The following is a 21,766-nucleotide window of genomic DNA, read 5'->3' on the forward strand; positions in this document are numbered from 1 at the left end:
GCCCACGCACAGGGCAACCACCATCAACACCCAACGCCGGCCACGCACAAGACGACCAGCACCAACGGCGTAGAGCGCCCGCCCGCAGCCTGCGGCAAGAGCCGGCTCCGGGCGGCAATGGCGAGCCGCAGCGACGCCCCGGCGCCAGTGTCCGGCCGCCGGCGCAACGCCGGCCGGACCACGGGCGCCGGCCGGCGTTGATCGCAGCGGGAGAAGACCGTCAGGCGGGGAGCAGCACTCCCGGGTTGAGGATCCCGTCCGGGTCCAGGGCGGCCTTGATGCGGCGCATGGCGGCGATCTCCTCCGGCGTGCGCGACAGCGACAGCCAGGGCGCCTTGGCCCGCCCGACGCCGTGTTCGGAGCTGATCGTGCCGCGGTGCGCCGCGACAAGGCGCAGCACCGCGTCGGTGACGTCCTCGGCGTGCTCCCCCGCGTCGAGGACGTTCAGGTGCAGGTTGCCCTCGTTGAGATGGCCGAAGGTGATGACCCGGGCCTTCGGCGCGACCGATGCCACCGTCGCGGGCAGTTCGGCGACGAGCGCGGTCAGCTCCCCCAGCGGCACGCACACGTCGAGCTTGGTGGGGATGCCGGCGGTGCTGATCGCCTCGGTGTGCGCCTCGCGGTAGGACCAGAGGCGTTCCAGGCCGGCCCGGTCCGAGGCCACCGTGGCGTCCTCGACGGCGGCGCAGTCCGACAGCAGTTCCAGGATGTCGTCGGTCGGGTCGGTGCGGGCCGCGCACTCCAGCACGACGTACGCCCCGGCCGGTTCGGCGAAGGGCGCGGGGAGCTGCCGGTAGGCGCGGACCAGTTCCAGGCCCTCGGGGTAGAAGATCTCGGCGGCCGACAGCGTGGCGAGCCGGGCGCGGGCGGCGGCGAGCAGTTCGAGCGCCGCTTCGGTGCCGGCGACCGCGACGAGGGCCGCCGCCCGTTCCGGCAGCAGCGGTACCAGGCGCAGCCGCGCGCGGGTCACGATCGCGAGCGTGCCCTCGCTGCCCGCCACGAGCTGGGTGAGGTCGTAGCCGGTGTTGTCCTTGGCCAGCCCGTCGAGGCGGGTGAGCACGGTGCCGTCGGCCAGCACCGCCTCCAGGCCGGTGACCTGCGCGCGCATGCTGCCGTGGCGCAACACCCGGATGCCGCCGGCGTTGGTGGCGATCATGCCGCCGACCGTGGCGGACGAGCGCGCGGCCAGGTCGACCCCGAAGTCGAGCCCGGCGGTGCGGGCGTGCGCCTGCAGCTTCTCCAGCGTCACCCCGGCACCGACGGTCACCTGCGCCTCGACCGCGTCGACCGGTTCGACCGAGGTCAAGCGGGCCAGGCTGACCAACACCTCACCGCCGGTCGGGACACCGGCCCCGACGAGCCCGGTGTTTCCGCCCTGCACCACGATCGGCACCCCGGCCGCCGCGCAGGCGCGCACGACGGCGACCACCTCGGCCGTGGACGCGGGCCGCACGACGCAGCGCGCGGCGCCGGTGAAGCGGCGGGTCCAGTCCGTCTCGTACGCCGCGCGCAGGTCGGCGTCGACGAGCACGTGCGCCGCCCCGACCGCCGAACGCAGTGCCTCCTCCAACCCGCCGCTCATGCCACCGCCTCGCTCCGCTCACCGGCGCCACGAGACGCGAGCGCACAGTCCCCCACGATGAGCTCCCGCAAACGTCCGCTCATGCCGCCGCCCCACTCCGCTCACCGGCGCCACGAGACGCGAACGCACAGCGCCCCACAATGAGCTCCCGCAAACGTCCGCTCATGAGAGCACCCGCAGCCGGATGGTCTGCTCCATCTCGTGCAGCCGGGTGAGCACGCCGTCGGAGTAGGTGGCACCCACGTCGGTGATCAGGTAGCCGTAGTCGCCGCGGGTCGACAGCAGTTGGCCCTCGATGTTCACCTCGTGCTCGGCCAAGATGCTGTTGACCTGGGCCAGCACGCCCGGCGTGTTGCGGTGCACGTGCGCGATCCGGTGCGTGCCCGGCCCCTGCGGAAGCGCGACCGTCGGCAGGTTGACGCTCAGCGTGGTGTTGCCCTCGCTGACGTACTGGGCGAGCTTGTTGGCCACGAAGCCGCCGATGTCGGCCTGCGCCTCCTCGGTCGACCCGCCGATGTGCGGGGTGAGGATCACGTTCGGGAGGCCGCGCAGCTCCGAGCGGAACTCGTCGCCGCGCCCCTTCGGTTCCTGCGGGAACACGTCGACCGCGGCCCCGGCGATGTGCCCGCTGACCAGATGGCGCCGCAGCGCCGGGTAGTCGATGACGAAGCCGCGCGACAGGTTGAGGAACAGGCTGCGCGGGCGCATCCGGGCGAACTGCTCCTCGCCGAAGAACCCGCTGTTGCCCGGCCGCCCGTCGACGTGCAGCGTGACCGTGTCGGCCGCCTCGAGAAGTTCGTCGAGCGTGTCGCAGCGCCTGGCGTTGCCCAGGGCGAGCTTGTCGGCGGTGTCGTAGAAGTACACCCGCATGCCGAGCGCCTCGGCGAGCACGGACAGCTGGGTGCCGATGTTGCCGTACCCGACGATGCCGAGCGTGCGCCCGCGAACCTCGTGGCTGCCCGTGGCGGCCTTGTCCCACTCGCCGTCGTGCATCTTCGCGTTCTTCTCGAACACCCGGCGGGCGAGCATGATGATCTCGGCGAGCGCCAGTTCCACGACACTGCGCGTGTTGGAGAACGGCGCGTTGAACACCGCCACCCCGCGGGAGGCCGCCGACGCCAGATCGATCTGGTCGGTGCCGATGCAGAACGCCCCGACGCCCAGCAGTTGGGAAGCCGCGTCCAACACCCGGGAGGTCACCTGGGTCTTGGAACGCACACCGAGCAGGTGCACGTCGCGCACCCGTTCGATCAGCTCGTCCTCGTCGAGCGCACTGGGCACGCTCTCGACGACGCAGCCCGCGGCGTGCAGCCGGGACACCGCGTCGGGGTGGATGCTCTCCAGGAGCAGGGCGCGAATCTTCTCGTGGCCGACCATGACGTCCATTCCGTACCGGGCCTTCGGCTGAAAGCTCAGGCCGGATCGTATCGGCCGGGCCCTCGCGCCCGCCGGGCAGTGGGAGCAAGGACACCCGGGCGCGCCTGCCGTCGACGGAACACCGCCGGTCAGGAGAGCAGCGGTGGCCCCTGCGTCGGGCCGAGGCCGGCCCGCTGCGCCACCTCCAGCGCCTTGCCGGTGTCCGGGCGTTCGCCCTCGAAGTCGGGCGAGGCGGCCGCGACGAGCGTCACCATCGACGAGACCGCGTCGGCGTCGACCGCCCGGCCGTGCGCCAGCCGCAGGAACCCGTCGATCGCCGCCTCCGCCTCGGGATGGTGATCGAGGCCGTTCATCTCCAGGGCATGCCGCACCGCCCCGGCGTCGTCGTGCAGACAGCCCACGGCGCCCTTGAGCCCGTCGTCGAGCACCTCGGCCGGATAGTCGACCCGGTGCCACGAACCGTCGGTGAACCAGTAGGCGAAGCAGACGAGAAAGTCGTCCAGATCCGCGCGCAGTCCCGGATAGGCCAGCCGGTCGGGCATCCCGGCGAGCAGGTCCCGTGCCCCGCCGCCGGCGGCCGGATGGGTGCTGCTCGCGTCGGAGTCCTGGCCGACCAGCACCGCCTCGCCGCCCGGCGCGAGGGTGAGCCGCCACCACACCGACCCGCCGCCCCACCAGGAGTACACGCCCCGGTCGGAGAGCGTCATCTCGTCGAACGACAGTCCGGCAGCGGCAAGCACCGCCAGGGTCGCCGCACGTGCCCACATCCGGGCCGGGGTGTCGAGATCGGCGGGGATACCCGGCTGATGCACGTCCCTACTTCCGCTTGGTGCGCGGCTTGACGCTCACGTGCACCGGCGTCCCCTCGAACGAGAACTCGTCGCGCAGCTTCCGTTCGACGAAGCGCACATAGCCGGGATCCAGCGGACCGGTCGTGAACAGCACGAACTTCGGCGGCGAGGTGCCGGCCTGCGTGGCGAACAGCACCCGCGGGGCCTTCCCGCCCCGGATCGGATGCGGCGTCGCCTGCACCAGCGCGGTCAGCCACGAGTTGAGCTGGCCGGTCGGGACCCGCCGCTCCCAGTTGTCCAGGGCGGTGTGCAGCGCCGGAGCCAGCTTGTCGACGGCCCGCCCGGTGCGCGCGGAGACGTTGACCCGCAAGGCCCACGGGATCCGCCGCAACTCGCGGTCGATCTCCTTGGCGAGGCGTTCGCGGCGGTCCTCGTCGACGAGATCCCATTTGTTGAACGCCAACACCAGCGCACGCCCGGCCTCCACGACCATGGTGATGATCCGCTGGTCCTGTTCGCTGATCGGCTCGGCGGCGTCCAGCAGCACCACGGCCACCTCGGCGGCGTCGATGGCGGCGTTGGTGCGCAGGCTCGCGTAGTACTCGGTGCCGCTGGACTGCCCGACCCGGCGCCGCAGCCCGGCGGTGTCGATCAGCAGCCAGTCCTCGCCGCCGATCTGCACGATGCTGTCGACCGGGTCGACGGTGGTGCCGGCGACCGAGTCGACGACCGCGCGTTCCTCCCCGGCGAGGCGGTTGAGCAGCGAGGACTTGCCGACGTTGGGCCGCCCGACGAGCGCGACGCGGCGCGGGCCGCGCGGCTTGTCGACGTCGTCGCGGGGCGCCTCGGTCGGCAGCGCCTCGAGCACCGCGTCGAGCAGGTCGCCGGAACCGCGCCCGTGCAGCGCGGAGACCGGATACGGCTCCCCCAGCCCCAGCGACCACAGCGCGGTCGCGTCGGACTCCTGCCGGTCGCTGTCGACCTTGTTGGCCACGAGCAGGACGGGCTTGCCGCCGCGGCGCAGCATCTTCACGGCCGACTCGTCGACGTCGGTCGCGCCGACGGTCGAGTCGACCACGAACAGCACCACGTCGGCCGTCGCGACGGCGTTTTCCGCCTGGGCGGCGATGCGGGCGGCGCGGTCCTTGGCGTCGGGCTCCCAGCCGCCGGTGTCCACGACGGTGAACCGCCGCCCGGACCACTGGGCGTCGTAGGCGACCCGGTCGCGGGTCACCCCGGGAACGTCCTCCACGACCGCCTGCCGGCGCCCGATGATGCGGTTGACCAGCGTCGACTTGCCGACGTTCGGCCGCCCGACGACGGCCACGACCGGGGCCGGGGCGAAGTCCTCCGCTTCTTCTTCGGCGGCTTCGAGGTCGAATTCGTCGGAGGAGTCGAGGTCATACGAGAACGAGGTCACGCCGCTACGCCCAGCATCTCCCGCAGCCGCGTCACAACCTCGTCGATGCCCAGGCGCGTGGTGTCCAGCTCCACGGCGTCGTCGGCGCGGCGCAGCGGGTCTGCCGCCCGTGAGGAGTCCAACTTGTCGCGCCGGGTGAGGTCCGCGGCGGTAGCGCTCTGGTCGGTGGCGTGCTCGAGGCTGCGCCGGCGCGCGCGTTCGTCCACCGAAGCGGTGAGGTAGACCTTGAGGTCCGCGTCGGGGACGACCACCGTGCCGATGTCGCGGCCCTCGACCACGATCCGGCCGGCGGACAGGATCAGGGCGCGCTGCTGCGCCACCATCAGCGCGCGGACGTCCGGCACGGCCGAGACCGCGGACACCGCCCTGGTCACCTCGGGACCGCGGATCGGGCCGTCGACCGGCACCCCGTTGACCCGGACGAACGGCCGGTCGGGGTCGATGCCGATCTCCAGCCGCACGCTCTCGGCTACGCGGGCGACCTCGATCCGGTCGTGCGGGTCGACGCCGGCTTCCAGCACCGCCCAGGTCACGGCGCGGTACATCGCGCCCGTGTCGAGGTACCGGGCCTCCAGCGCAGCGGCCAACCGCCGCGACACGGTGGATTTTCCGGAACCCGAGGGACCGTCCACCGCAACCACACAGACGCCGTTCACGCCGTCGTCCCCTCCTCGTCCACAAGCCGCCGTTGACAGTACTTGATTACCCAGGGAACGCCGTCAGGACCTCATTCGTCGGAAACGGCCGAAGCGGCGGGCTGCCCGGCGACGGCCGCGAACAGAGCAGCGAGTTCGGGCCGGGTGAGCGGCCGCGTCTTGCCGGCCTTGAGGTCGCCGATCTTCACCGGGCCGATGGCGGTGCGCACCAGCCGGCTCACCGGATGCCCCACCGAGTCGAACATCCGACGCACGATGTGCTTGCGCCCCTCGTGCAGCACCACCTCGACGAGTGCGTTTCGCCCCACCGAGTCCACCACCCGGAACGCGTCCACCTTCGCCGGCCCGTCCTCCAACCGCACACCGGCGCGCAGTTCGCGGCCGACGTTGCGCGGCACCGGACCGGGCACCTGCACCAGGTAGGTCTTGCTCACCCCGAACGCCGGGTGCATCAGCTTGTGCGCCAGATCCCCGTCGTTGGTGAGCATCAGGAGGCCTTCACTGTCCTGGTCCAGCCGCCCCACGTGGAACACCCGCTTGCCCACGAACGGCAGAAAGTCGGCCAGCGCGGTGCGGCCGCGTTCGTCGTCCATGGTCGACACGACGCCGCGCGGCTTGTTCATCAGCAGGTACACCTTGGACGGGTCGGTGATGACCCGTTCGCCGTCCACGCAGATCTCGGCGTCGGTGTCGACCTTGTCGCCGAGGGTGGCCGTGCGGCCGTCGACCGTCACCCGGCCCGCCGAGATCAACTCCTCGCACACCCGCCGGGACGCGATCCCGGCGGCGGCGAGCACCTTCTGCAGGCGTTGCGGGCCGGTGGACTCAGCCGTGGGCATCGGCCAGCGCCTCCACATCATCGGGCAGGAACGGGGCCAGCGCCGGCAGCTCCGCCACCGAGTCCAGGCCCAGCTTCTCCAGGAACAACGTCGTCGTACGGTACAGGTGGGCGTTGCTGTCCGGTTCGCTGCCGCACTCCTCGATGAGTCCGCGCGTCAGCAGCGTGCGTACGACACCGTCGCAGTTGACCCCGCGGATCGCCGAGATCCGCGAACGCGTCACCGGCTGCTTGTACGCCACGACGGCCAGTGTCTCCAGGGCCGCCTGCGTCAGCCGTACCTGCTGTCCGTCGGTGACGAACTTCTCCACGTACGCCGCGAACCGCGGCCGCGTGTACAGCCGCCAGCCGCCCGCGACGCGCCGCAGCTCGAAGCCGCGGTCCTGCCGGGTGTACCAGGCCGCGATGTCCGTGAGCAGGGCGGCGACCCGCTCGGTCGGTTGCTCCACGACCTGGGCCAGGACGATCTCCGAGACCGGCTCGTCCACCACGAGGAGGATCGCTTCGAGTGCCCCCCTCAGCTCTTCCTCGGGAACGGCTATGAGCTGCGTCTCACCCGCGTCGACCGCACTGTCGACGGCACCGTCGGTCGAGGCCTCGCCGGGGCCGCCGACGGCACTCCCGGCGGCTGTGCTCCCGCCGCCCGTGCTCCCGGCGGCGGCACTCCCGGCCAAAGGCAGCGGCTCGGGCGGCACCGGCGGACCGGGCTCCAGCGGCGGCACCGGGACCGGCGGCTCCGCGGGCTCCACCGGCGGCAGCGGCTCGCCCGGCTCGCCCGGCGCAATCGGCGGCACCGGCTCGAGCGGCGAAAGCGGCTCGCCCGGGTCCAGCGGCGGAAGCGGCTCGCCCGGCTCAATCGGCTCGCCGGGCTCCAGCGCCACGACGTCGTCCGCGTGCCAGCGCTCCTCGGCGGGGCCGGCCGGCGCGGCGACGCTCACCTCCGGGTCGGCGCCCGAGCCGTCGGAGTCGACGGGCACGGAGACAGTGCGGGCAACGGAGTCGGCGTCGCCGGCCGCCGGCTCATCCCGCACGCCAGCGCCGGCCGCCGGCTCATCCCGCACGCCGGGGTCAAGATCGGCCACGACGACGTCGACACCGGCCGGGTCCGGTGCGTCGGCGGCCGTCGGCTCGGGCTCGGCGAGTGCGGCGTCGGAAGCCGGCGGCGCGGCCGGGGGCAGGTCGGCCGTGGGCGGTTGCGGTGCGGGGGCCGGAGGCTCGGTCGGGGCGAGCGACTCGGACGGACCGCGCTGCGTCACCAGGCCGGGACCGGCCGCGATGTGCGGGGTGATGTCGATCGTGTCGTCCGTCGAGGCCTCGTCCAGGTCCTCGTCGACGTCGGCGTCGGCACGGTCGACCGCGGAGGCGGTTGCCGGTTCGACCGAATGATCCTCCTCGGACGACGCGGCCGGGGGCGCGGGTCGGGCCCAGGGTGGCACCCACGCCGCCGCCTGATCGGCGAGAGATCCGCTTCCCTCGTCACGGGACATCGGCGCCACCCTCCTCGATACCTTCGTCGGTGCTCTCGGGCGCCGGTTCGGCCGCGCCGGCGTACTCGTCGACCTGCAGCGCGACCCCGGCGGCGTCGTCCTCGGCGGTCCAGCGCACGGTCAGTTCGCCGAGGGCCTGCACCTGATCGAAGCTCACCAGGTTCTCGCGGTACAACTCCAGCAACGCCAGGAACCGTGCCACGACTTCCAGCGTGCTCCCGCAGTCGGCGCACAGCACGCGGAACGTGGCGGTGCGCAGCTCGATGAGGCGGTCGCGCAGGATGTTGGCGTGTTCGCGGACGCTGACGCGCACCATGTGGATGTGGTCGACGGAGACCAGCGGGGTGGCGCGCGGCGTCATGGCCTTGACCGCCAGGGCGGCCAGCCGGTCCGGCCCGATGCCGAGGACCAGTTCGGGCAGGATCTCGGCGAACTGCGGTTCGAGCGACACGGCGCGCGGGTAGCGCTTGCCGGCGACGCCCTCCATGACGGCGAACGCCGCCGCCGCCTCCTTGAACGCCTTGTACTGCAACAGCCGCGCGAAGAGCAGGTCGCGCGCCTCCAGCAGGGCGAGGTCCTCCTCGTTCTCGACCTGGGCCGACGGGAGCAGGCGGGCGGCCTTGAGGTCGAGCAGGGTGGCCGCGACGACGAGGAACTCGCTGGCCTCGTCGAGGTTCCAGTCCTTGCCCATGTTGCGGATGTAGTGGATGAAGTCGTCGGTGACGCGGTGCAGCGCCACCTCCGTGACGTCGAGCTTGTGCTTGGAGATCAGTTGCAGCAGCAGGTCGAACGGACCCTCGAAGTTGGCGAGCTTGATGGTGAAGCCGCTGCTGGGCGCCGCCTCGGGCGCCGCTGCCGGTTCCACCTGCTCAGTCACGGCCGACACGGTAGCTCACACGGCGGCCCAGAGCCGAAGCACCGGGCCGCCGACGGTGTCGAGTAGCACGATCAGTGGTGGTTCGGATCCGATCCGCACCACGAGCAGGAGCAGCAGCGCGACGGCGCCGAGCTGTTCGGCGGAGCGGCCGGGCGGGTCGAGGCCGAGCAGCCGGTAGCCGTCCATCGGCGGCAGCGGCAGCAGCGCCATGAGCCCGAAGCAGAGCTGGCCGACGCCGATCGACAGCAGCAGCTGGGCCGTCGTGGTCGGGGTGATCGCGCCGACGAGGACGTCCGAGGGCCGGTTCAAGGCCAAGACCAGGGCATCTTCGGGGAACGTCGTGCGATATGCGCACAAAACGACCTGGCTGCTGGCCAGGACGGCCGCCGGTCCGGCGAGCACGGCCAGGCGACACCTGCCGGTACGGGTCGGCCGCGCCGGGCTGCCCCACCCGGTGCCGGAGAGAACGGCCGCGATGACGCCGACCGGTTCGATGCCCACGCGCGCGGTGGGAACGGGCAGGCGCAACAGGCGTGCGGCGGCCCATTGCGCGTGTGCGCGCAGCAGCATCGCGGTCACGAACGCCGCCACCAGTCCCAGCACCGCCGCGGGCTGCGCGAGCGCCCACAGCACCAGGTGCTACCTGCCGAGTCGTTCGTCTTGCTGGGCGATGACCTCGCGGGCGAGCTGGCGGTAGTTGCGCGCGCCGGACGAGGCGGGGTCGAGCGAGGTGATCGGCGCACCGGCCACGGTCGACTCGGGGAACTTCACCGTCTTGGTGATCACCGTCTGGTACACCTTGTCGCCGAACGCCTCCACGACCCGCTGCAGCACCTGCCGGCAGTGCGTGGTGCGCGAGTCGTACATGGTGGCGAGGATGCCTTCGAGCTCGAGGTCGAAGTTGAGGCGTTCGCGCACCTTGTCGATGGTGTCCAGGAGCAGCGCGACACCGCGCAGGCTGAAGAACTCGCACTCCAGCGGGATGAGCACGCCGTGCGCCACGGTGAGGGCGTTGATCGCGAGCAGGCCCAGCGACGGCTGGCAGTCGATGAGGATGTAGTCGTACTCGCGCAGCACCGGGCGCAGCACCCGGGCGAGGGCCATCTCGCGGGCGACCTCGTTGACCAGCTGGATCTCCGCCGCCGACAGGTCGATGTTGGCGGGCAGCAGGTGCAGGCCGGCCTGGTCGGTCTTGATCAGGATGTCGTCGATCGTGACATCCGAGTCCATCAGCAGGTTGTAGATGGACAGGTCCATGTTGTGCGGGTTGACGCCGAGACCGACCGAGAGCGCACCCTGCGGGTCGAAGTCGACGAGCAGCACCCGGCGGCCGTACTCCGCGAGGGCGGCGCCGAGGTTGATCGTGGTGGTGGTCTTGCCGACCCCACCCTTCTGGTTGGCCATCGCGATGATCCGCGCCGGGCCGTGCCGGTCGACCGGCTGTGGCTCGGGGATCGGCTTACGCGCGGTGTAGGCGGTCGGATCGGCGGGACCCAGCTGCGCACCGAGGTCCATGGACGCCTGCTCGGCCCGCATCGTGGTGGTCCACGATTCGGCCTGCTGCTCGATGCCTGCCATGTCGCGCCCTCGCCCCTCCTGACGGCGAACCCCGTCCCCCACAGCGTCGCGGTCCTGGGGCGGACACCGGCCGGCGGGCCTGCCGTCGCCCGACTGTACGTCACCCGGACGCTCTACACCGTTCAGCCCATCGGCGTGTCGCGCCATCTTCGGTATGTCGCGCCGCCCCTGACGCGTCGAAGTAGATCGTAGTCATGCCGGACAGTGCCTACCCGACATGGTGAAACGCTCACTCCTGTGGGCTACCCGCCGATCACCGGGCGGTGAGACTCCCGGCCTGGGTGTGGTGCGCGATCGCGGGCGGCGTGACGTTCGCGCTCATCGTCGTGGCGGTGCTCACCATCGCCGCGCACGCGCTGGACCGGACGCTGGTGCGCGCGCTCGGCTGAGGGTGGACCCGGCGGGGCCAGGTTCGCGGCGCGGGACGCGCCTACGCTTGCGCGCATGGGTGACAACCGGCTGGGTGAGTTCCTGCGGGCGCGCCGCGAGCAGGCGGCGGTGCCGGTCGGGTTGCCGACGGGTCTCGGGAAGCGCCGTGTGCCGGGGCTGCGCCGCGAGGAGGTGGCGCTGCTGGCCGGGGTGAGCACCGACTACTACGTGCGCCTCGAACAGGGCCGCGACACCCACCCCTCCGACCAGGTGCTGGAGGCCCTCGCGCGGGTGCTCGACCTGGACGAGTCGAGCACCGTCCACCTGTACGCGCTGGTGCGCCCGGCACCCGCCCGCCGCCGGCCCGCGGCCCGCCCGGAGCGGGTCAGCACCGGCCTCCTGCGGATCATGGAGGGGATGGCGGCGGTGCCGGCGAAGGTGCTCAGCCGCCACTTCGACGTCCTGGCCGCCAACGCGATGGCGCAGGCCGTGCATCCCGCGTTCCGCCCCGGCACCAACATGATCCGCTACGCGTTCCTCGAACCGCACGGCTGGGACATGTACCCGGACCGCGAACGCGTGGCGGCCGACATGGTGGCCGTGCTGCGCGGGGTCGCCGGCGCCGACCGGGACGACCCCCGCCTCACCGAGCTCGTCGGCGAACTCTGCCTCAAGAGCGAGGAGTTCCGGCGGCTGTGGGCCAAGCACGGGGTGCGGGTGAAGACGGCCGGGCTGAAGCGGTTCCGGCACCCGATGGTGGGCGAGTTCGACCTGGAGTACGAGTCGCTCACGATCAACGGCGCCGACGGGCAGCTGCTGGTCTGCTACCACGCCGAGCCGCACAGCCCGGGCGCCGACGCGCTCGCCCTGCTGAGCGCCCTGGTCGCGACCGAGGCCGCCAATGCTTGACCCTGCCGTAGCGTCAACGTTTCTACTGGGGGTGTGAGCCACCAGGAGAGCAATGCGCATCGGTGAGCTGGCGGAACTGGTCGGGGTCTCCACCCGCACCGTGCGCCACTACCACCATCTCGGCCTGCTGCCCGAGCCCACCCGCCTGCCGAACGGCTACCGCGAGTACCGCCTGCGCGACGCCGTCACGCTGGCCCGGGTGCGCCGCCTGGCGGAGCTGGGCCTGTCCCTCGACGAGATCCGCGACGTGCTCGCCGACGACCGGGGCCGCGAGCTGCGGGAGGTGCTCGAGGAGCTGGACGCCGACCTGGCCCGACAGCAGGCCGAGCTGGGTGCGCGCCGGGCGCGGCTGGCCGTTCTGCTCGCCGAGGGTGAGCTGCATCCGGACTCGACCGTCGCGCCGGAGCTGGCGCAGGTGCTGCGCGGGCTGCCGGCGGAGGGGTCGGCGTTCGGGGAGTTCGACCGTGCGCTGCTCGGGTTGATCGGGCAGGAGCAGGGGGAGGCGGTGGCCGCGCTGCTGGAGCCGTTCACCCGAGGGGAGGCGGTGGAGCGCGGCCGGGACCTCTACGCGCGGCTGGACCGGGTCGGACAGGTCGAGGATCCGACGCTCGCGGAGGATCTCGCCGCACACCTGCGCGGGCCGCTCGCGGACGCCATGCGCGAGGCGGATCCGGCCTGGATGGCGGCGTTGTCGCGGGAGATGTCCGCGGCCCAGGTCGCGGTCTTCACCCGCGTCCTTCAGATTCTGCGGGAACGGGGGAACGCATGAGAATCCTGCGTATCGCGAAGCGGGTCCTGGGCTTCGACGCGCGCGGCCTGGCCAGCATGGGCCTGTGGGTGCTGCGGCGGCGGCACGGCGTCCCGCCCGGCGCCACGGCGGTGTCGTACTCGGGTGCGCAGACGGCGCTGCAGGTGGCGTTCCTCGGTGCGAGCGTGTTCGAACTGGTCGTCGTCGAGGTTCTCCTGCGCGCCCTCGACGCCCCGGCCGGGCTGCGCGGCGCACTTCTCCCGCTCGGGGTCTACGGGGTGCTGATCGCCCTGGCCGTCATCGCCTCCTGCGTGACCCGCCCGCACGTGATCACCGACGACGCGGTGCGGCTGCGCTACGGCGCGTTCTTCGACGCGCACGTCCCCCGCTCGCTGGTCGTCGGCCTGCGCGCCGCGACCCGCCGGGACGAGCGGGGCGCCGTGCGCGTCGACGGCGACACGCTCGTCCTGGCGGTGACCGCGCAGACGAACCTCGTCCTCGACCTCGCCGCACCCGTCACGATCACCCGGCCGTTGGGCCTGACCCACGAGGTGCGCACGATCAGGTTCTTCGCCGACGAGCCCGCGCTGGCGCTGGCCGCGTTCGCTGAGGAGAACCCCACCGCGTTCGGCGCGTTCGGACGATGAGTTCCTTCGCCGGGATCGGTCTGCACGGTGTGAGAACCGATCGGACCGACCCCGGAGGACATCGTGGGAATCGTTCACATCGACCTGTTCGCGACGCTGGACCTGGTCGGCCAGGCGCCCGGCCACCCCGGTGAGGATCCCGAGGGCGGCTTCCCGTTCGGGGGCTGGCAGGCGCCGCACTTCGACGAGCAGGGCGGCCGGCAGGTGTGGGCCGGCATGCGGGGTCTGGACGCCCTGCTGCTGGGTCGCAAGACGTACGACATCTGGGCCGACTTCTGGCCTTATCAGACCGACGACATCGGCACGCTGTTCAGCCGGGTGCCGAAGTACGTCGCGTCGCGGGGCAACCCCGAGCTGGGCTGGGCCGGCTCCGTACTGCTCGGGCCGGACCTGGTGAACGCCGTGCGGGAGGTGCGCGACAAGCACGAGAACGTGCACGTGATCGGCAGCCTCGACCTGGTGCGAACGCTCCTGCGCGAACGCCTCTTCGACCGGCTCAACCTGTGGATCTTCCCCGTGGTGCTGGGCGTCGGCAAGAAGGTGTTCGACGGTGGGGAGGTGCCCGCCGTCCTGGAACTCCTCGAGCCGCCGTTCAGCACCGACAAGGGCGCGGTGCTGCTGCGCTACGGCCTGCGGCCGGGGACCCCGGAGGTCGGCGACATGACGAAGGGCTGATTTGCACGTCTGAAACTGCCCCACATCCGCCGCGCGACGGCCGACGTCATCCGCGATGCGAACCCGCGCGCTCCGCCACCACAGGCCTGGGCGCAGCTTTAACGATCTTCTCAGGTTCGCTGAATACAAAGTCTCCACCAGACAAGCGACGTGGGCAGAATGTAGGAGGCTAGTGATGGCAATCAACGCAGCACCGCCCGGGGAGGCAGCGGCAGGCCGGATGGCAGGCCGGTGGGTGCCGTGGTTGGTGATCGGCCTGTGGATCGCGCTGGCGGCCGTCATGGTGCCGTTGAGCGGCAAGTTGGGTGGAGTTACCAAAGACAAGGCTGTGGACGCCCTGCCCGCCAGTGCCGAATCCACCAAGGTGGCGGCGCTGGAGGAAAAGCTTCCCGGCGGTGAGGAAAACACGTTCGTCTTCGTGTATCACCGTGCCGGTGGGGTGACCGACGCCGACCGTGCGGCGGTCGAGCGTCATTACAACGCTTTTGTGAAGCGGTATCCGCCGAAGGTGGCGGCCCCGGCCGGTGAGGAGGACGAGGGCCCACCGACGGAACTGTCCAAAGACGGTAAGGCGGTGTTGTTCACCCTCAATGTGAGCACGAGCTACGGCGAGCCGGCGGTCCTCATCGGCCCGTTGCGGGACACGGCGAAGGACCGCCCCGCCGGCCTGGAACTCAAGGTGACCGGCCCGGCCGCGATCGACGCCGATATGGACGCCGTCTTCGACGGCATCGATCTGCAGGTGTTCCTGACCACTGTCATCGTCGTCACGCTGCTGCTGATCCTGACCTACCGCAGTCCGGTGTTGTGGTTCATCCCGCTGATGGCGGTGTGTGTGGCCGCGCTGACCGCGATGGCGACCGTCTACCTGCTCGTCAAGAACTTCGACCTCGTGATCAACAGTCAGAACTCGGCGCTGCTGACGATCCTGGTGTTCGGTGTCGGCACGGACTACGCGCTGTTGCTCATCGCTCGATATCGGGAGGCACTGCACCAGCATGAGAACGTGCGGGTCGCGATGCTCCACGCGCTGCGCGGCGCGGCACCGGCGATCATCGCGTCCGCGGCCACCGTGGTCGCCGGCCTGCTCTGCCTGCTCGCCGCGGACCTGAATGAAACCCGCGGGTTGGGGCCGATCGGTGCGGCCGGCATCGTGTGCGCGCTGGTGGCCATGCTGACGCTGTTCCCGGCGGTGCTCGTGGTGCTCGGCAGGTGGATCTTCTGGCCGGCCATCCCGCGGTTCTCCGCCACGATTGTGGAGCGGAAGCAGGGCCTGTGGGGACGGCTCGGCGCCTCCATCAGCCGCCGCCGGTGGGTGGCCACGATCGCCTCGCTCGGAGTCCTCGGCGTGCTCACCGTCGGGCTGACGGGCAACACCAGCGCCCTGCGGGAGCAGGACCAGTTCCTGTCCACGCCGGAGTCGGTCGCCGGTTTCACCGTGTTGCGTCAGCACTTCCCGGAGCTCGGCGGCCAGCCGATGACGGTCTACGCGCGGCCGGCTTACCAGGAGCAGGTCCTCAACGCCGCCAAGCGCACCCCCGGTGTCGCCCAGGCCTTCCCGGGTGAGACCAAGGGCGGCTGGGTCGACATCTCCGTCTTCCCGAAGGACGCGCCGGACACCGTCGCGGAGTACGACACGATCAAGCGGGTGCGCGCCGCCGTGCACGCGGTGCAGGGCGCGGAGGCGATCGTCGGCGGGCCGAGTGCGGAGCACCTCGACACCGAGGTGACCACCAGCCGCGATCAGAAGCTGGTGATCCCCCTGGTGCTCGCCGTCGTCCTGATCGTGCTCGGGCTGCTGCTACGCGCGATCGTGGCCCCGCTGGTCCTGATGGCCACCGTGGTCGTCTCGTTCGCCGCGGCCTTCGGTGGCAGCGTGTTCCTCTTCGACACGATCCTCGGGTTCAAGGGCCTCGACTATTCGGTGCCGCTGCTGGCATTCCTGTTCCTGGTGGCGCTCGGCGTGGACTACAACATCTTCCTGACCCACCGGGCCAGAGAGGAGACGGTGCGCCTCGGCACCCGAGACGGCATGCTCAAAGCCCTCTCGGCCACCGGTGGCGTCATCACCTCGGCAGGCCTGGTCCTGGCGGCCACCTTCGCGGTGCTTATCTCACTTCCGCTGGTGATGCTGGTCGAGCTCGGGTTCCTGGTCGCCTTCGGCGTGCTGCTCGACGCCCTGCTGGTGCGGTCGGTCCTGGTGCCCGCCCTGACGCTGCTGATCGACCGGCGGATGTGGTGGCCGAGCCGGCTGGCCGCTCCGCCGCCGGCGGCGCCGGCGCCGCCGGCCGGAAGGCATGCGGTCACCGACGAGGAGGAGTACGCGCTGCAACGCTGAGCGCGACGGTGTGAATGAGATCCGGGACGGGCCCCAGGCCCGTCCCGGATCTTTGCATGGGCCCGACGGTCGCCGCCGGGAGTGACGACGCCGCCGGTTCTAGCCGGAGACGACCTCGATGCGGCGCGGCCGAAGCGTGCGGTACAGGATCGCGCCGGCCAGCAGCAGCGCGAGGCCGGCGCCCACCAGCCACCAGACGTTCACGCCGGTGACCGGGAGGCCGCCGCCGTTGCCGCCGTTCGCGAGGTTCGTCGGGGAGGGCGACGCCGCGGGAGAGGCGGACGGGCTGGGGGAAGCCGGCGGTTGCAGCCCGGCGAGGAACTCCTGCGGCGTGCCGACGGCAGCGGTCAGCGCCGCCAGGTAGCCCTGGGTCTGGCCCTGCGCCGAGGGGTGCAGGGTCGTCCCGGCGGAGAGCCCCTCGACGCCGATGATCCACGGCGTGGCGGAGCAGACGCCGTGCCCGGCGAAGGGTCGCGTCACGTCGACGTACGTCACACCGGGCGCCGCCTGGGCGCGGAGCATGTCGTTCACGCTGGTGACGGCCAGGTCGCCGAAGTCGCGGACCGCCTTCGGCAACGGAACCCGGGAGCAGGTCTCGGCGCCCTCGAACGGCAGCGGGTAACCCAGCACCGCGACCTTCGCCTTCGGCGCGGCCGTCTTCACCGCCTGGAACATGCCGGCGAGGCGGCCGGGCAGTTCGGCGAGCCGGTCCCGGATCTTGCTCAGCGCCTCCTCGCACGCCGGGGTCGGTGTCGTGCCGGTGCACACCCGCACCGCGGAGAGCAGCGCGAGGTCGTTCCCGCCGATGGTGACGGTGACGAGATCGGTCTTGTCGTTCAGCGCGCCGATCTGGGTGGCCACGTCGGCCGTCGTCGCACCGGCGCACGACTTCTGCGTCAGGGAGACCACGTCGGGAGCGGCGGCCGCCCACAGCGTCGCGTAGGCGCCCGTGCTGACCTTGCAGGTGCCGGTCTCGCCACCGGCACCCAGGCCGGACGCGTAGGAGTCGCCGAGCGCTACGTAGTCCACAGTGGACACCGGCGCGGCGGTGGCCGCGCCCGGCGCAAGGAAGGCCGCGGCGACGACGGCCGCCGCGGCAACGTATATCGATTTCACGCAGGCAATGGTGGCTCCCCGGGGCGGCGGAAGGTAGCCCGCCCCGGACGATCTAGTGGATCTATCGTGCGGGGCGCGTCCGGAGCGTTACCGGCAGTCGCGTCAGTCCGCGGATCGCGTTGTTGATGCGGCGTTCCGGCTCGGCGGCGAGGGTGATCTCCGGGAACCGGCGCAGCAGCTCACCGAAGACCAGGCGGGCCTCCAGGCGGGCCAGTCCGGCCCCGAGACAGTAGTGGATGCCGCTGCCGAAGCTCAGCGTCGGCGCCTCGTCGCGCAGAATGTCGAGGCGTTCGGGGTGGGTGAAGACGCGCGGGTCCCAGTGGGCGGCGCCGAGCGAGATCAGGAGAAACCTGTTCTTCGGGATGACGGTGCCGTCGGGCAGGGTCACCCTCGCGTGCGTGATCCGCGAGACGGTCTGCGTCGGCAGGTCGTAGCGCAGCAGTTCCTCGACGGCGGAGGGCATCAGGTCCGGGTCGGCGCGCAGCTTGGCGAGCTGGTCGGGGTGGCGCAGCAGCGCGAGGATGCCGTTCCCGATGAGGTGCGTGGTCGTCTCGAAGCCGGCGAGGAAGAGCAGGCTCAGCATGGTGAGGAGTTCGTGCTCGGTCAGCCGGTCACCGGTGTCGCGCGCCTCGATCAGGGCCGTGGTCAGGTCGTCGCGCGGGTGGGCACGGCGTTCGCGGACGAGACCGGCGAAGTAGTCGAGCATCGTGTCGGCCGCGCTGTCGGCGGCTGCCAGTTCGGCGTCGTCGGTGATGGCGTCGAGCACGGTGGACAGGTCACCGATGAGCGTCCGGAACGGCGGCAGATCCGCGTCGGGCATCCCGACGAGCCGCCCGATCACGGTCACCGGCAAGGGGAACGCCAGCGTGTCCATCAGGTCGACGTCCTCGCCGGCGGCGGCGCGTTCGGTGATCTCGTCGAGCCGGGCGGCGATCAGTCCTTCGATGGTGGCGCGCAGGTCGCCGACGGCGCGCGGTGTGAACGCCTTGTTGACCAGCCGCCGCAGCCGGGTGTGATCCGGCGGGTCGGCGATGAGCATGGTGGCGTTCAGCAGCCGGCGGGAGGCGTGCACGTCCTCGTCGGGCAGGCCGCGGCGGCCGTCCGGGCGACTCTTGCCGACGTGCGGGTTACGCATGAGTGCGTCGGCGGCGCGGTAGCTGGTTACGAGCCGTCCGATGAACGGCGAACGGTGCACCTCGCCGAGCGCGTGCAGTTCGCCGAAGACCGGGCCGGGGTCCTGCTGTCCGTCGCGGGTGAGCAGCCGCGTGATGAGGGATGCCCGATCGGCAACGGTCGTCATGGGTGCGACGCTCGCAGCGTGGATCCCATACGGTCAACGCTGCTCGGAAGTTCCCCCGGGGGCTCCCTAGGCCGACGCTGTCGCCGGCCGCTCGATCAGCGCGAGCGGCGGGACGGGTTCCGATCAGGCGGGCTCCGGGCGTTCCAGCGACCGGGCGATGTCGTCGTGACCGGCGTGCCGCGCCCAACCGGCCGGGGTGGCCCCGAACCTCGCGTCGGTGACGTCGCGCGCCGCGCCGCGGGCGAGCAGCAGCGCGACGACCGCGCGATGCCCGGCCCAGGCGGCGGCGTGCAGCGCGGTCTCCCACGGGTCCTCTCCCGGCCGGTCGTGCCGCCCGCGCGCGTCGGGCGGGAACCCGTCGTCGAGCATCGTGCGCACCGCGTGGAGGTGGCCGGTCGCGGCCGCCCAGACGAGCATCCAGGGGCGGCTGCGCCGGGCCGCTTCGGCGAGGCCGGGATCCGGGGTATCGCCGGCGAACGCGGTGCCGAAGTAGGCGTCGACCGGGTCGAGGACCGGCGCCGGGGCGCCGGCGTCGCGCAGCAGCCGCAGCAGCGCGGTGTTGCCGATCCGGGCGGCCAGGTGTGCGGCGTCGGTGAGGTCGGCGGCGTGGCCGGCCAGCAACGCGACGCGGGCGCGCTGGTCGTGTTCGACCGCCCAGCGCAGTTGCGCGTCGATCAGCTGGGCCGGGCTTTGCAGGGTGTCGCCGAGGCGCGCCTTCCAGGGGCCGCCGTCGCCGCGGCCGAGCCCGTGGCGCAGCAGCAGTTCGAGGTGGTCGTCGTCGGTGCCGAACATGCGGTTGTAGAGCGCCTGCGCGTCGTTGGGATCGGCGCCGCGCTCCAGCAGCAGGGCGGCCAGCGGGATCGAACGGGGATGCCTCGGCTGGGCCACCGGCCCCTGTTCGCCCTCGCCGAAGCAGCCGGTCAGCAGCGTGAACGGGCACGGCAGGCCGTTCCACAGGTAGCCCTCGTGCGGATCGGCCCCGGCGTCGAGGAGCATCCGCGCGATCGGTTCGACGTCGGCGGGACCGACCCGGCTGTACACGAGGTAGAACAGCGGCGACCACCGGTACGGTCCGCCCCGACCGGCGCCGTGCGGCAGGTGCCGGGCGACGGCTTCGGCGTCACCGGCGGCCGCGGCGGCCCACACGTGCCGCTCGACGATGTCCGGCCGTTCGGCCAGCAGTCGCGCGGCGCGCTCGCGCCGTGCCGGGCTGTCCTTGTCGGTGTAGGTGAGGCACGCCAACCGGCAGAACTCGTCGGCGACGTCGCCGCCGGTTTCGGACTCCGGCCGCCACGTGTAGGCGGTGACGAGGTCGACGTGGTGCTTGAGGCGCGGCCAGCTGGCGAAGCCGAACAGCCGGGCCACCGCCCGCTGGGCGGCGGCGAGCGTGTGCGTGTCGCCGATCGCCGCACCGGCCGCGGGGTCGCCGTCGCGGGCCGCGCGCAGCAGCCGCTTGGCCTCGTCGCGGAGCTTGTCGAGGGACGGGTTCTGGGGCAGCGGAACAGCGGGCACGACGGCCTCCTCCCGGGCGCCTGACGTCCGCGGATCAGGCCGGAAAGAGGTCGGCCGGGTGGTGCACACGCAGTGGACGCCGGTGGGCTGAGCCCTGCCCGCGGACCGGAGGCGCCCGGCGCGCCCGCTCCACCATAGCGTCAGAACGGGTAGTGCAGCGGCCGGTCCTCGACCCGTTCGCGGATCTCGCGCAGCCACGGCTCGCCGGCGTCCGGGATGCGCCGCAACGCGTCGCGGAAGACGTACCCGTCCGCCTCGAACGCCCCCCACGCGAGCCGCGGCGCCGGCTCCTCCCGGTGGCGCTCGGCGGCGGCCGGCAGTTCCCGGTGCAGCGCCAGGTACGCCCACACGTCGTACTCCAGCGGCACGGCACCGGCGGCGTCGTCGTGCGCGCCGGTCTGCGGGTGGCGCGGCACCAGGGTGATGTCGGCGGTGCGGTCGAGACCGAGCGTGCGCGTGCGTGGCCCCGGCGGAAGAAGGGCGTCCAGCGCGCGGCCGAACGTGCCGGCGAGCAGGCCGCGCGGGACGGCCACGCGGCTGCCGCCCGAGCGGACGAGCACGCCCGGCAGCGCCGCCGCGACGGCGGCCGTCCACAGTGGACTCCAGCAGTCGTCCTCGACGGGTGGCACCGGCAGCCGCGCGGTGCGCAGTTCCGCCCAGGTCAGTACCGGCGCCTCGGGACCGGGGACGCGGCGTACCGCCGCCGGTTCCAGCCAGGTGACCTGCCACCAGCCGCAGTCGTCGATCCGGGTGGCGACGGGTGCGCCGCAGCGTTCGCAGGCCAGGTTGGGTCCGTCCGGGCCGGTGATCCCGAAGCAGTCGCCGCCGGTGCGCCCGGGGATCACCCCGGTGCCGCGCAGGTCGCCGGGCGCGACGGCGATGCTGCCGCCCGGGGTCTCCACGGCGTAGGTGGCGGGCTCCAGCAGCGGGCCGAGCAGCACGTGCGAACCGTACTGGCGGGCGTGGGCGGGCAGCGCCACCCGGGACAACGGCACGGTCAGCGGGGCGCCGCACCCCGCGCAGGCGAACACCGTCATGCGTCGCATGGTCCCCGGGTGCGGCGGCGCCGGCCAGCGGTTTCCCGGGCCGCCGCCGGGTGGTACATCCTGGCCCCGGCGGGGTGCCGGCATCCCGCATAGCGTTGATCCACATGAGCAGATCCGATGTGGAACGCCTGATCGGCGCGTTGAACGGGCACGACCTCGACGGCGTGGAGGCCTGCTTCGGCCCGGACTTCGTGGGCGAGTGGCCGGCGCATCCCGCCCGGGACGTGCACGGGCCGCAGCAGGTGCGGCGCAACTGGGAGATGATCTTCAAGATGTCGCCGGACATCACCGTCGAGATGACGAACGCGGTCGAGGTCGGGAACGAGGTGTGGGGCGAGTGGCACTACACCAAGGCCGCCGGACAGGACCTGCGCGGCGTGATCATCATTACGGTGCGTGATGGACTGATCCGCCGGTCGCGGTTCTACATGGAGCCGGTCGACGCCGCGGACGCCGCGGTGCCGGGTGGGCCGCGTCTCGCCCGGGACTGACAGAATGGG

At 72.2% G+C, this 21,766-nt stretch carries 21 protein-coding genes; 7 read left to right on the forward strand and 14 right to left on the reverse strand.

Annotation, left to right across the window (positions count from 1 at the left end):
* Window positions 1-220 precede the first annotated feature (220 nt).
* From Val02_RS39190 to Val02_RS39240, 10 genes are all read right to left on the reverse strand, one after another.
* Window positions 221-1,582, reverse strand: coding sequence for an FAD-binding oxidoreductase (locus tag Val02_RS39190; RefSeq protein ID WP_203904398.1), 1,362 nt, complete (start codon window positions 1,580-1,582; stop codon window positions 221-223).
* 162 nt (window positions 1,583-1,744) lie between these two features.
* Window positions 1,745-2,959 (reverse strand): phosphoglycerate dehydrogenase, encoded by a 1,215-nt coding sequence (gene serA, locus Val02_RS39195; protein WP_203904399.1) that lies wholly within the window; start codon window positions 2,957-2,959, stop codon window positions 1,745-1,747.
* A 128-nt stretch (window positions 2,960-3,087) separates the two neighbouring features.
* Complete coding sequence (locus Val02_RS39200) at window positions 3,088-3,771, reverse strand: hypothetical protein (protein WP_203904400.1); 684 nt, start codon at window positions 3,769-3,771, stop codon at window positions 3,088-3,090.
* A 4-nt stretch (window positions 3,772-3,775) separates the two neighbouring features.
* Complete coding sequence (gene der / locus Val02_RS39205) at window positions 3,776-5,170, reverse strand: ribosome biogenesis GTPase Der (RefSeq protein ID WP_203904401.1); 1,395 nt, start codon at window positions 5,168-5,170, stop codon at window positions 3,776-3,778.
* Complete coding sequence (gene cmk, locus Val02_RS39210; RefSeq protein WP_239153674.1) at window positions 5,167-5,826, reverse strand: (d)CMP kinase; 660 nt, start codon at window positions 5,824-5,826, stop codon at window positions 5,167-5,169. Before cmk ends, der begins: the two co-directional genes overlap by 4 nt.
* A gap of 71 nt (window positions 5,827-5,897) precedes the next feature.
* Window positions 5,898-6,683 carry a pseudouridine synthase gene (locus tag Val02_RS39215; protein WP_373318016.1) on the reverse strand — a complete coding sequence of 262 codons (786 nt, stop codon included), beginning with the start codon at window positions 6,681-6,683 and terminating at the stop codon, window positions 5,898-5,900.
* Entirely contained in the window at window positions 6,652-7,458 is an 807-nt protein-coding gene (gene scpB / locus Val02_RS48580; protein ID WP_444546009.1) for an SMC-Scp complex subunit ScpB, read from the reverse strand. Before scpB ends, Val02_RS39215 begins: the two co-directional genes overlap by 32 nt.
* 682 nt (window positions 7,459-8,140) lie before the next feature.
* Window positions 8,141-9,037, reverse strand: coding sequence for a segregation and condensation protein A (locus Val02_RS39230; RefSeq protein ID WP_203904403.1), 897 nt, complete (start codon window positions 9,035-9,037; stop codon window positions 8,141-8,143).
* A 6-nt stretch (window positions 9,038-9,043) separates the two neighbouring features.
* Window positions 9,044-9,661 (reverse strand): hypothetical protein, encoded by a 618-nt coding sequence (locus tag Val02_RS39235; protein ID WP_203904404.1) that lies wholly within the window; start codon window positions 9,659-9,661, stop codon window positions 9,044-9,046.
* Window positions 9,662-9,667: 6 nt separating this feature from the next.
* The gene (locus Val02_RS39240; RefSeq protein WP_203904405.1) at window positions 9,668-10,606 is read right to left on the reverse strand and encodes a ParA family protein; all 939 of its coding nucleotides are present in this window, start codon (window positions 10,604-10,606) and stop codon (window positions 9,668-9,670) included.
* A gap of 263 nt (window positions 10,607-10,869) precedes the next feature.
* On the opposite strand from Val02_RS39240, the gene Val02_RS48440 reads away from it, so the two are divergent.
* From Val02_RS48440 to Val02_RS39265, 6 genes are all read left to right on the forward strand, one after another.
* Window positions 10,870-10,995: a hypothetical protein gene (locus Val02_RS48440; protein WP_275415657.1), complete on the forward strand. Its 126-nt coding sequence runs from the start codon at window positions 10,870-10,872 to the stop codon at window positions 10,993-10,995.
* Window positions 10,996-11,050: 55 nt separating this feature from the next.
* Complete coding sequence (locus tag Val02_RS39245; protein ID WP_203904406.1) at window positions 11,051-11,884, forward strand: helix-turn-helix transcriptional regulator; 834 nt, start codon at window positions 11,051-11,053, stop codon at window positions 11,882-11,884.
* Between the two features lie 52 nt (window positions 11,885-11,936).
* Window positions 11,937-12,653, forward strand: a complete 717-nt coding sequence (locus Val02_RS39250) for a MerR family transcriptional regulator (protein ID WP_203904407.1) — start codon at window positions 11,937-11,939, stop codon at window positions 12,651-12,653.
* Window positions 12,650-13,279 (forward strand): hypothetical protein, encoded by a 630-nt coding sequence (locus tag Val02_RS39255; protein ID WP_203904408.1) that lies wholly within the window; start codon window positions 12,650-12,652, stop codon window positions 13,277-13,279. The genes Val02_RS39250 and Val02_RS39255 overlap by 4 nt, the downstream gene beginning before the upstream one ends.
* Window positions 13,280-13,342: 63 nt before the next feature.
* Complete coding sequence (locus Val02_RS39260) at window positions 13,343-13,954, forward strand: dihydrofolate reductase family protein (RefSeq protein ID WP_203904409.1); 612 nt, start codon at window positions 13,343-13,345, stop codon at window positions 13,952-13,954.
* Window positions 13,955-14,174: 220 nt separating this feature from the next.
* Window positions 14,175-16,292 (forward strand): MMPL family transporter, encoded by a 2,118-nt coding sequence (locus Val02_RS39265; RefSeq protein WP_239153676.1) that lies wholly within the window; start codon window positions 14,175-14,177, stop codon window positions 16,290-16,292.
* A 99-nt stretch (window positions 16,293-16,391) separates the two neighbouring features.
* Here Val02_RS39265 and Val02_RS39270 read toward each other — a convergent pair whose 3' ends face one another.
* The 4 genes from Val02_RS39270 to Val02_RS39285 form a co-directional block, all read right to left on the reverse strand.
* Window positions 16,392-17,408 (reverse strand): SGNH/GDSL hydrolase family protein, encoded by a 1,017-nt coding sequence (locus Val02_RS39270; RefSeq protein WP_203904411.1) that lies wholly within the window; start codon window positions 17,406-17,408, stop codon window positions 16,392-16,394.
* Window positions 17,409-17,469: 61 nt separating this feature from the next.
* Window positions 17,470-18,708: a cytochrome P450 gene (locus Val02_RS39275; RefSeq protein WP_203904412.1), complete on the reverse strand. Its 1,239-nt coding sequence runs from the start codon at window positions 18,706-18,708 to the stop codon at window positions 17,470-17,472.
* Between the two features lie 123 nt (window positions 18,709-18,831).
* Window positions 18,832-20,220, reverse strand: a complete 1,389-nt coding sequence (locus tag Val02_RS39280; RefSeq protein ID WP_203904413.1) for an ankyrin repeat domain-containing protein — start codon at window positions 20,218-20,220, stop codon at window positions 18,832-18,834.
* 140 nt (window positions 20,221-20,360) lie between these two features.
* Window positions 20,361-21,257: a hypothetical protein gene (locus Val02_RS39285; protein ID WP_203904414.1), complete on the reverse strand. Its 897-nt coding sequence runs from the start codon at window positions 21,255-21,257 to the stop codon at window positions 20,361-20,363.
* A gap of 113 nt (window positions 21,258-21,370) precedes the next feature.
* Between Val02_RS39285 and Val02_RS39290 the strand changes: the two genes are divergently transcribed.
* Window positions 21,371-21,757: a nuclear transport factor 2 family protein gene (locus tag Val02_RS39290; RefSeq protein ID WP_203904415.1), complete on the forward strand. Its 387-nt coding sequence runs from the start codon at window positions 21,371-21,373 to the stop codon at window positions 21,755-21,757.
* Window positions 21,758-21,766 lie beyond the last annotated feature (9 nt).

The sequence above is a fragment of the Virgisporangium aliadipatigenens genome (genome assembly GCF_016863615.1).
Lineage (GTDB): Bacteria > Actinomycetota > Actinomycetes > Mycobacteriales > Micromonosporaceae > Virgisporangium > Virgisporangium aliadipatigenens.

Excerpts from the sequence above, each read along its gene's own strand:
- Val02_RS39190 (WP_203904398.1), bottom strand. The coding sequence starts at position 1,582 with ATGAGCGGCGGGTTGGAGGAGGCACTGCGTTCGGCGGTCGGGGCGGCG.
- Val02_RS39215 (WP_373318016.1), bottom strand. The coding sequence starts at position 6,683 with ATGTGGAGGCGCTGGCCGATGCCCACGGCTGAGTCCACCGGCCCGCAA.
- Val02_RS39265 (WP_239153676.1), top strand. The coding sequence starts at position 14,175 with ATGGCAGGCCGGTGGGTGCCGTGGTTGGTGATCGGCCTGTGGATCGCG.
- Val02_RS39250 (WP_203904407.1), top strand. The coding sequence starts at position 11,937 with ATGCGCATCGGTGAGCTGGCGGAACTGGTCGGGGTCTCCACCCGCACC.
- Val02_RS39290 (WP_203904415.1), top strand. The coding sequence starts at position 21,371 with ATGAGCAGATCCGATGTGGAACGCCTGATCGGCGCGTTGAACGGGCAC.
- Val02_RS39275 (WP_203904412.1), bottom strand. The coding sequence starts at position 18,708 with ATGACGACCGTTGCCGATCGGGCATCCCTCATCACGCGGCTGCTCACC.
- serA (WP_203904399.1), bottom strand. The coding sequence starts at position 2,959 with ATGGTCGGCCACGAGAAGATTCGCGCCCTGCTCCTGGAGAGCATCCAC.
- Val02_RS39255 (WP_203904408.1), top strand. The coding sequence starts at position 12,650 with ATGAGAATCCTGCGTATCGCGAAGCGGGTCCTGGGCTTCGACGCGCGC.
- Val02_RS39285 (WP_203904414.1), bottom strand. The coding sequence starts at position 21,257 with ATGACGGTGTTCGCCTGCGCGGGGTGCGGCGCCCCGCTGACCGTGCCG.
- Val02_RS39245 (WP_203904406.1), top strand. The coding sequence starts at position 11,051 with ATGGGTGACAACCGGCTGGGTGAGTTCCTGCGGGCGCGCCGCGAGCAG.
- Val02_RS39240 (WP_203904405.1), bottom strand. The coding sequence starts at position 10,606 with ATGGCAGGCATCGAGCAGCAGGCCGAATCGTGGACCACCACGATGCGG.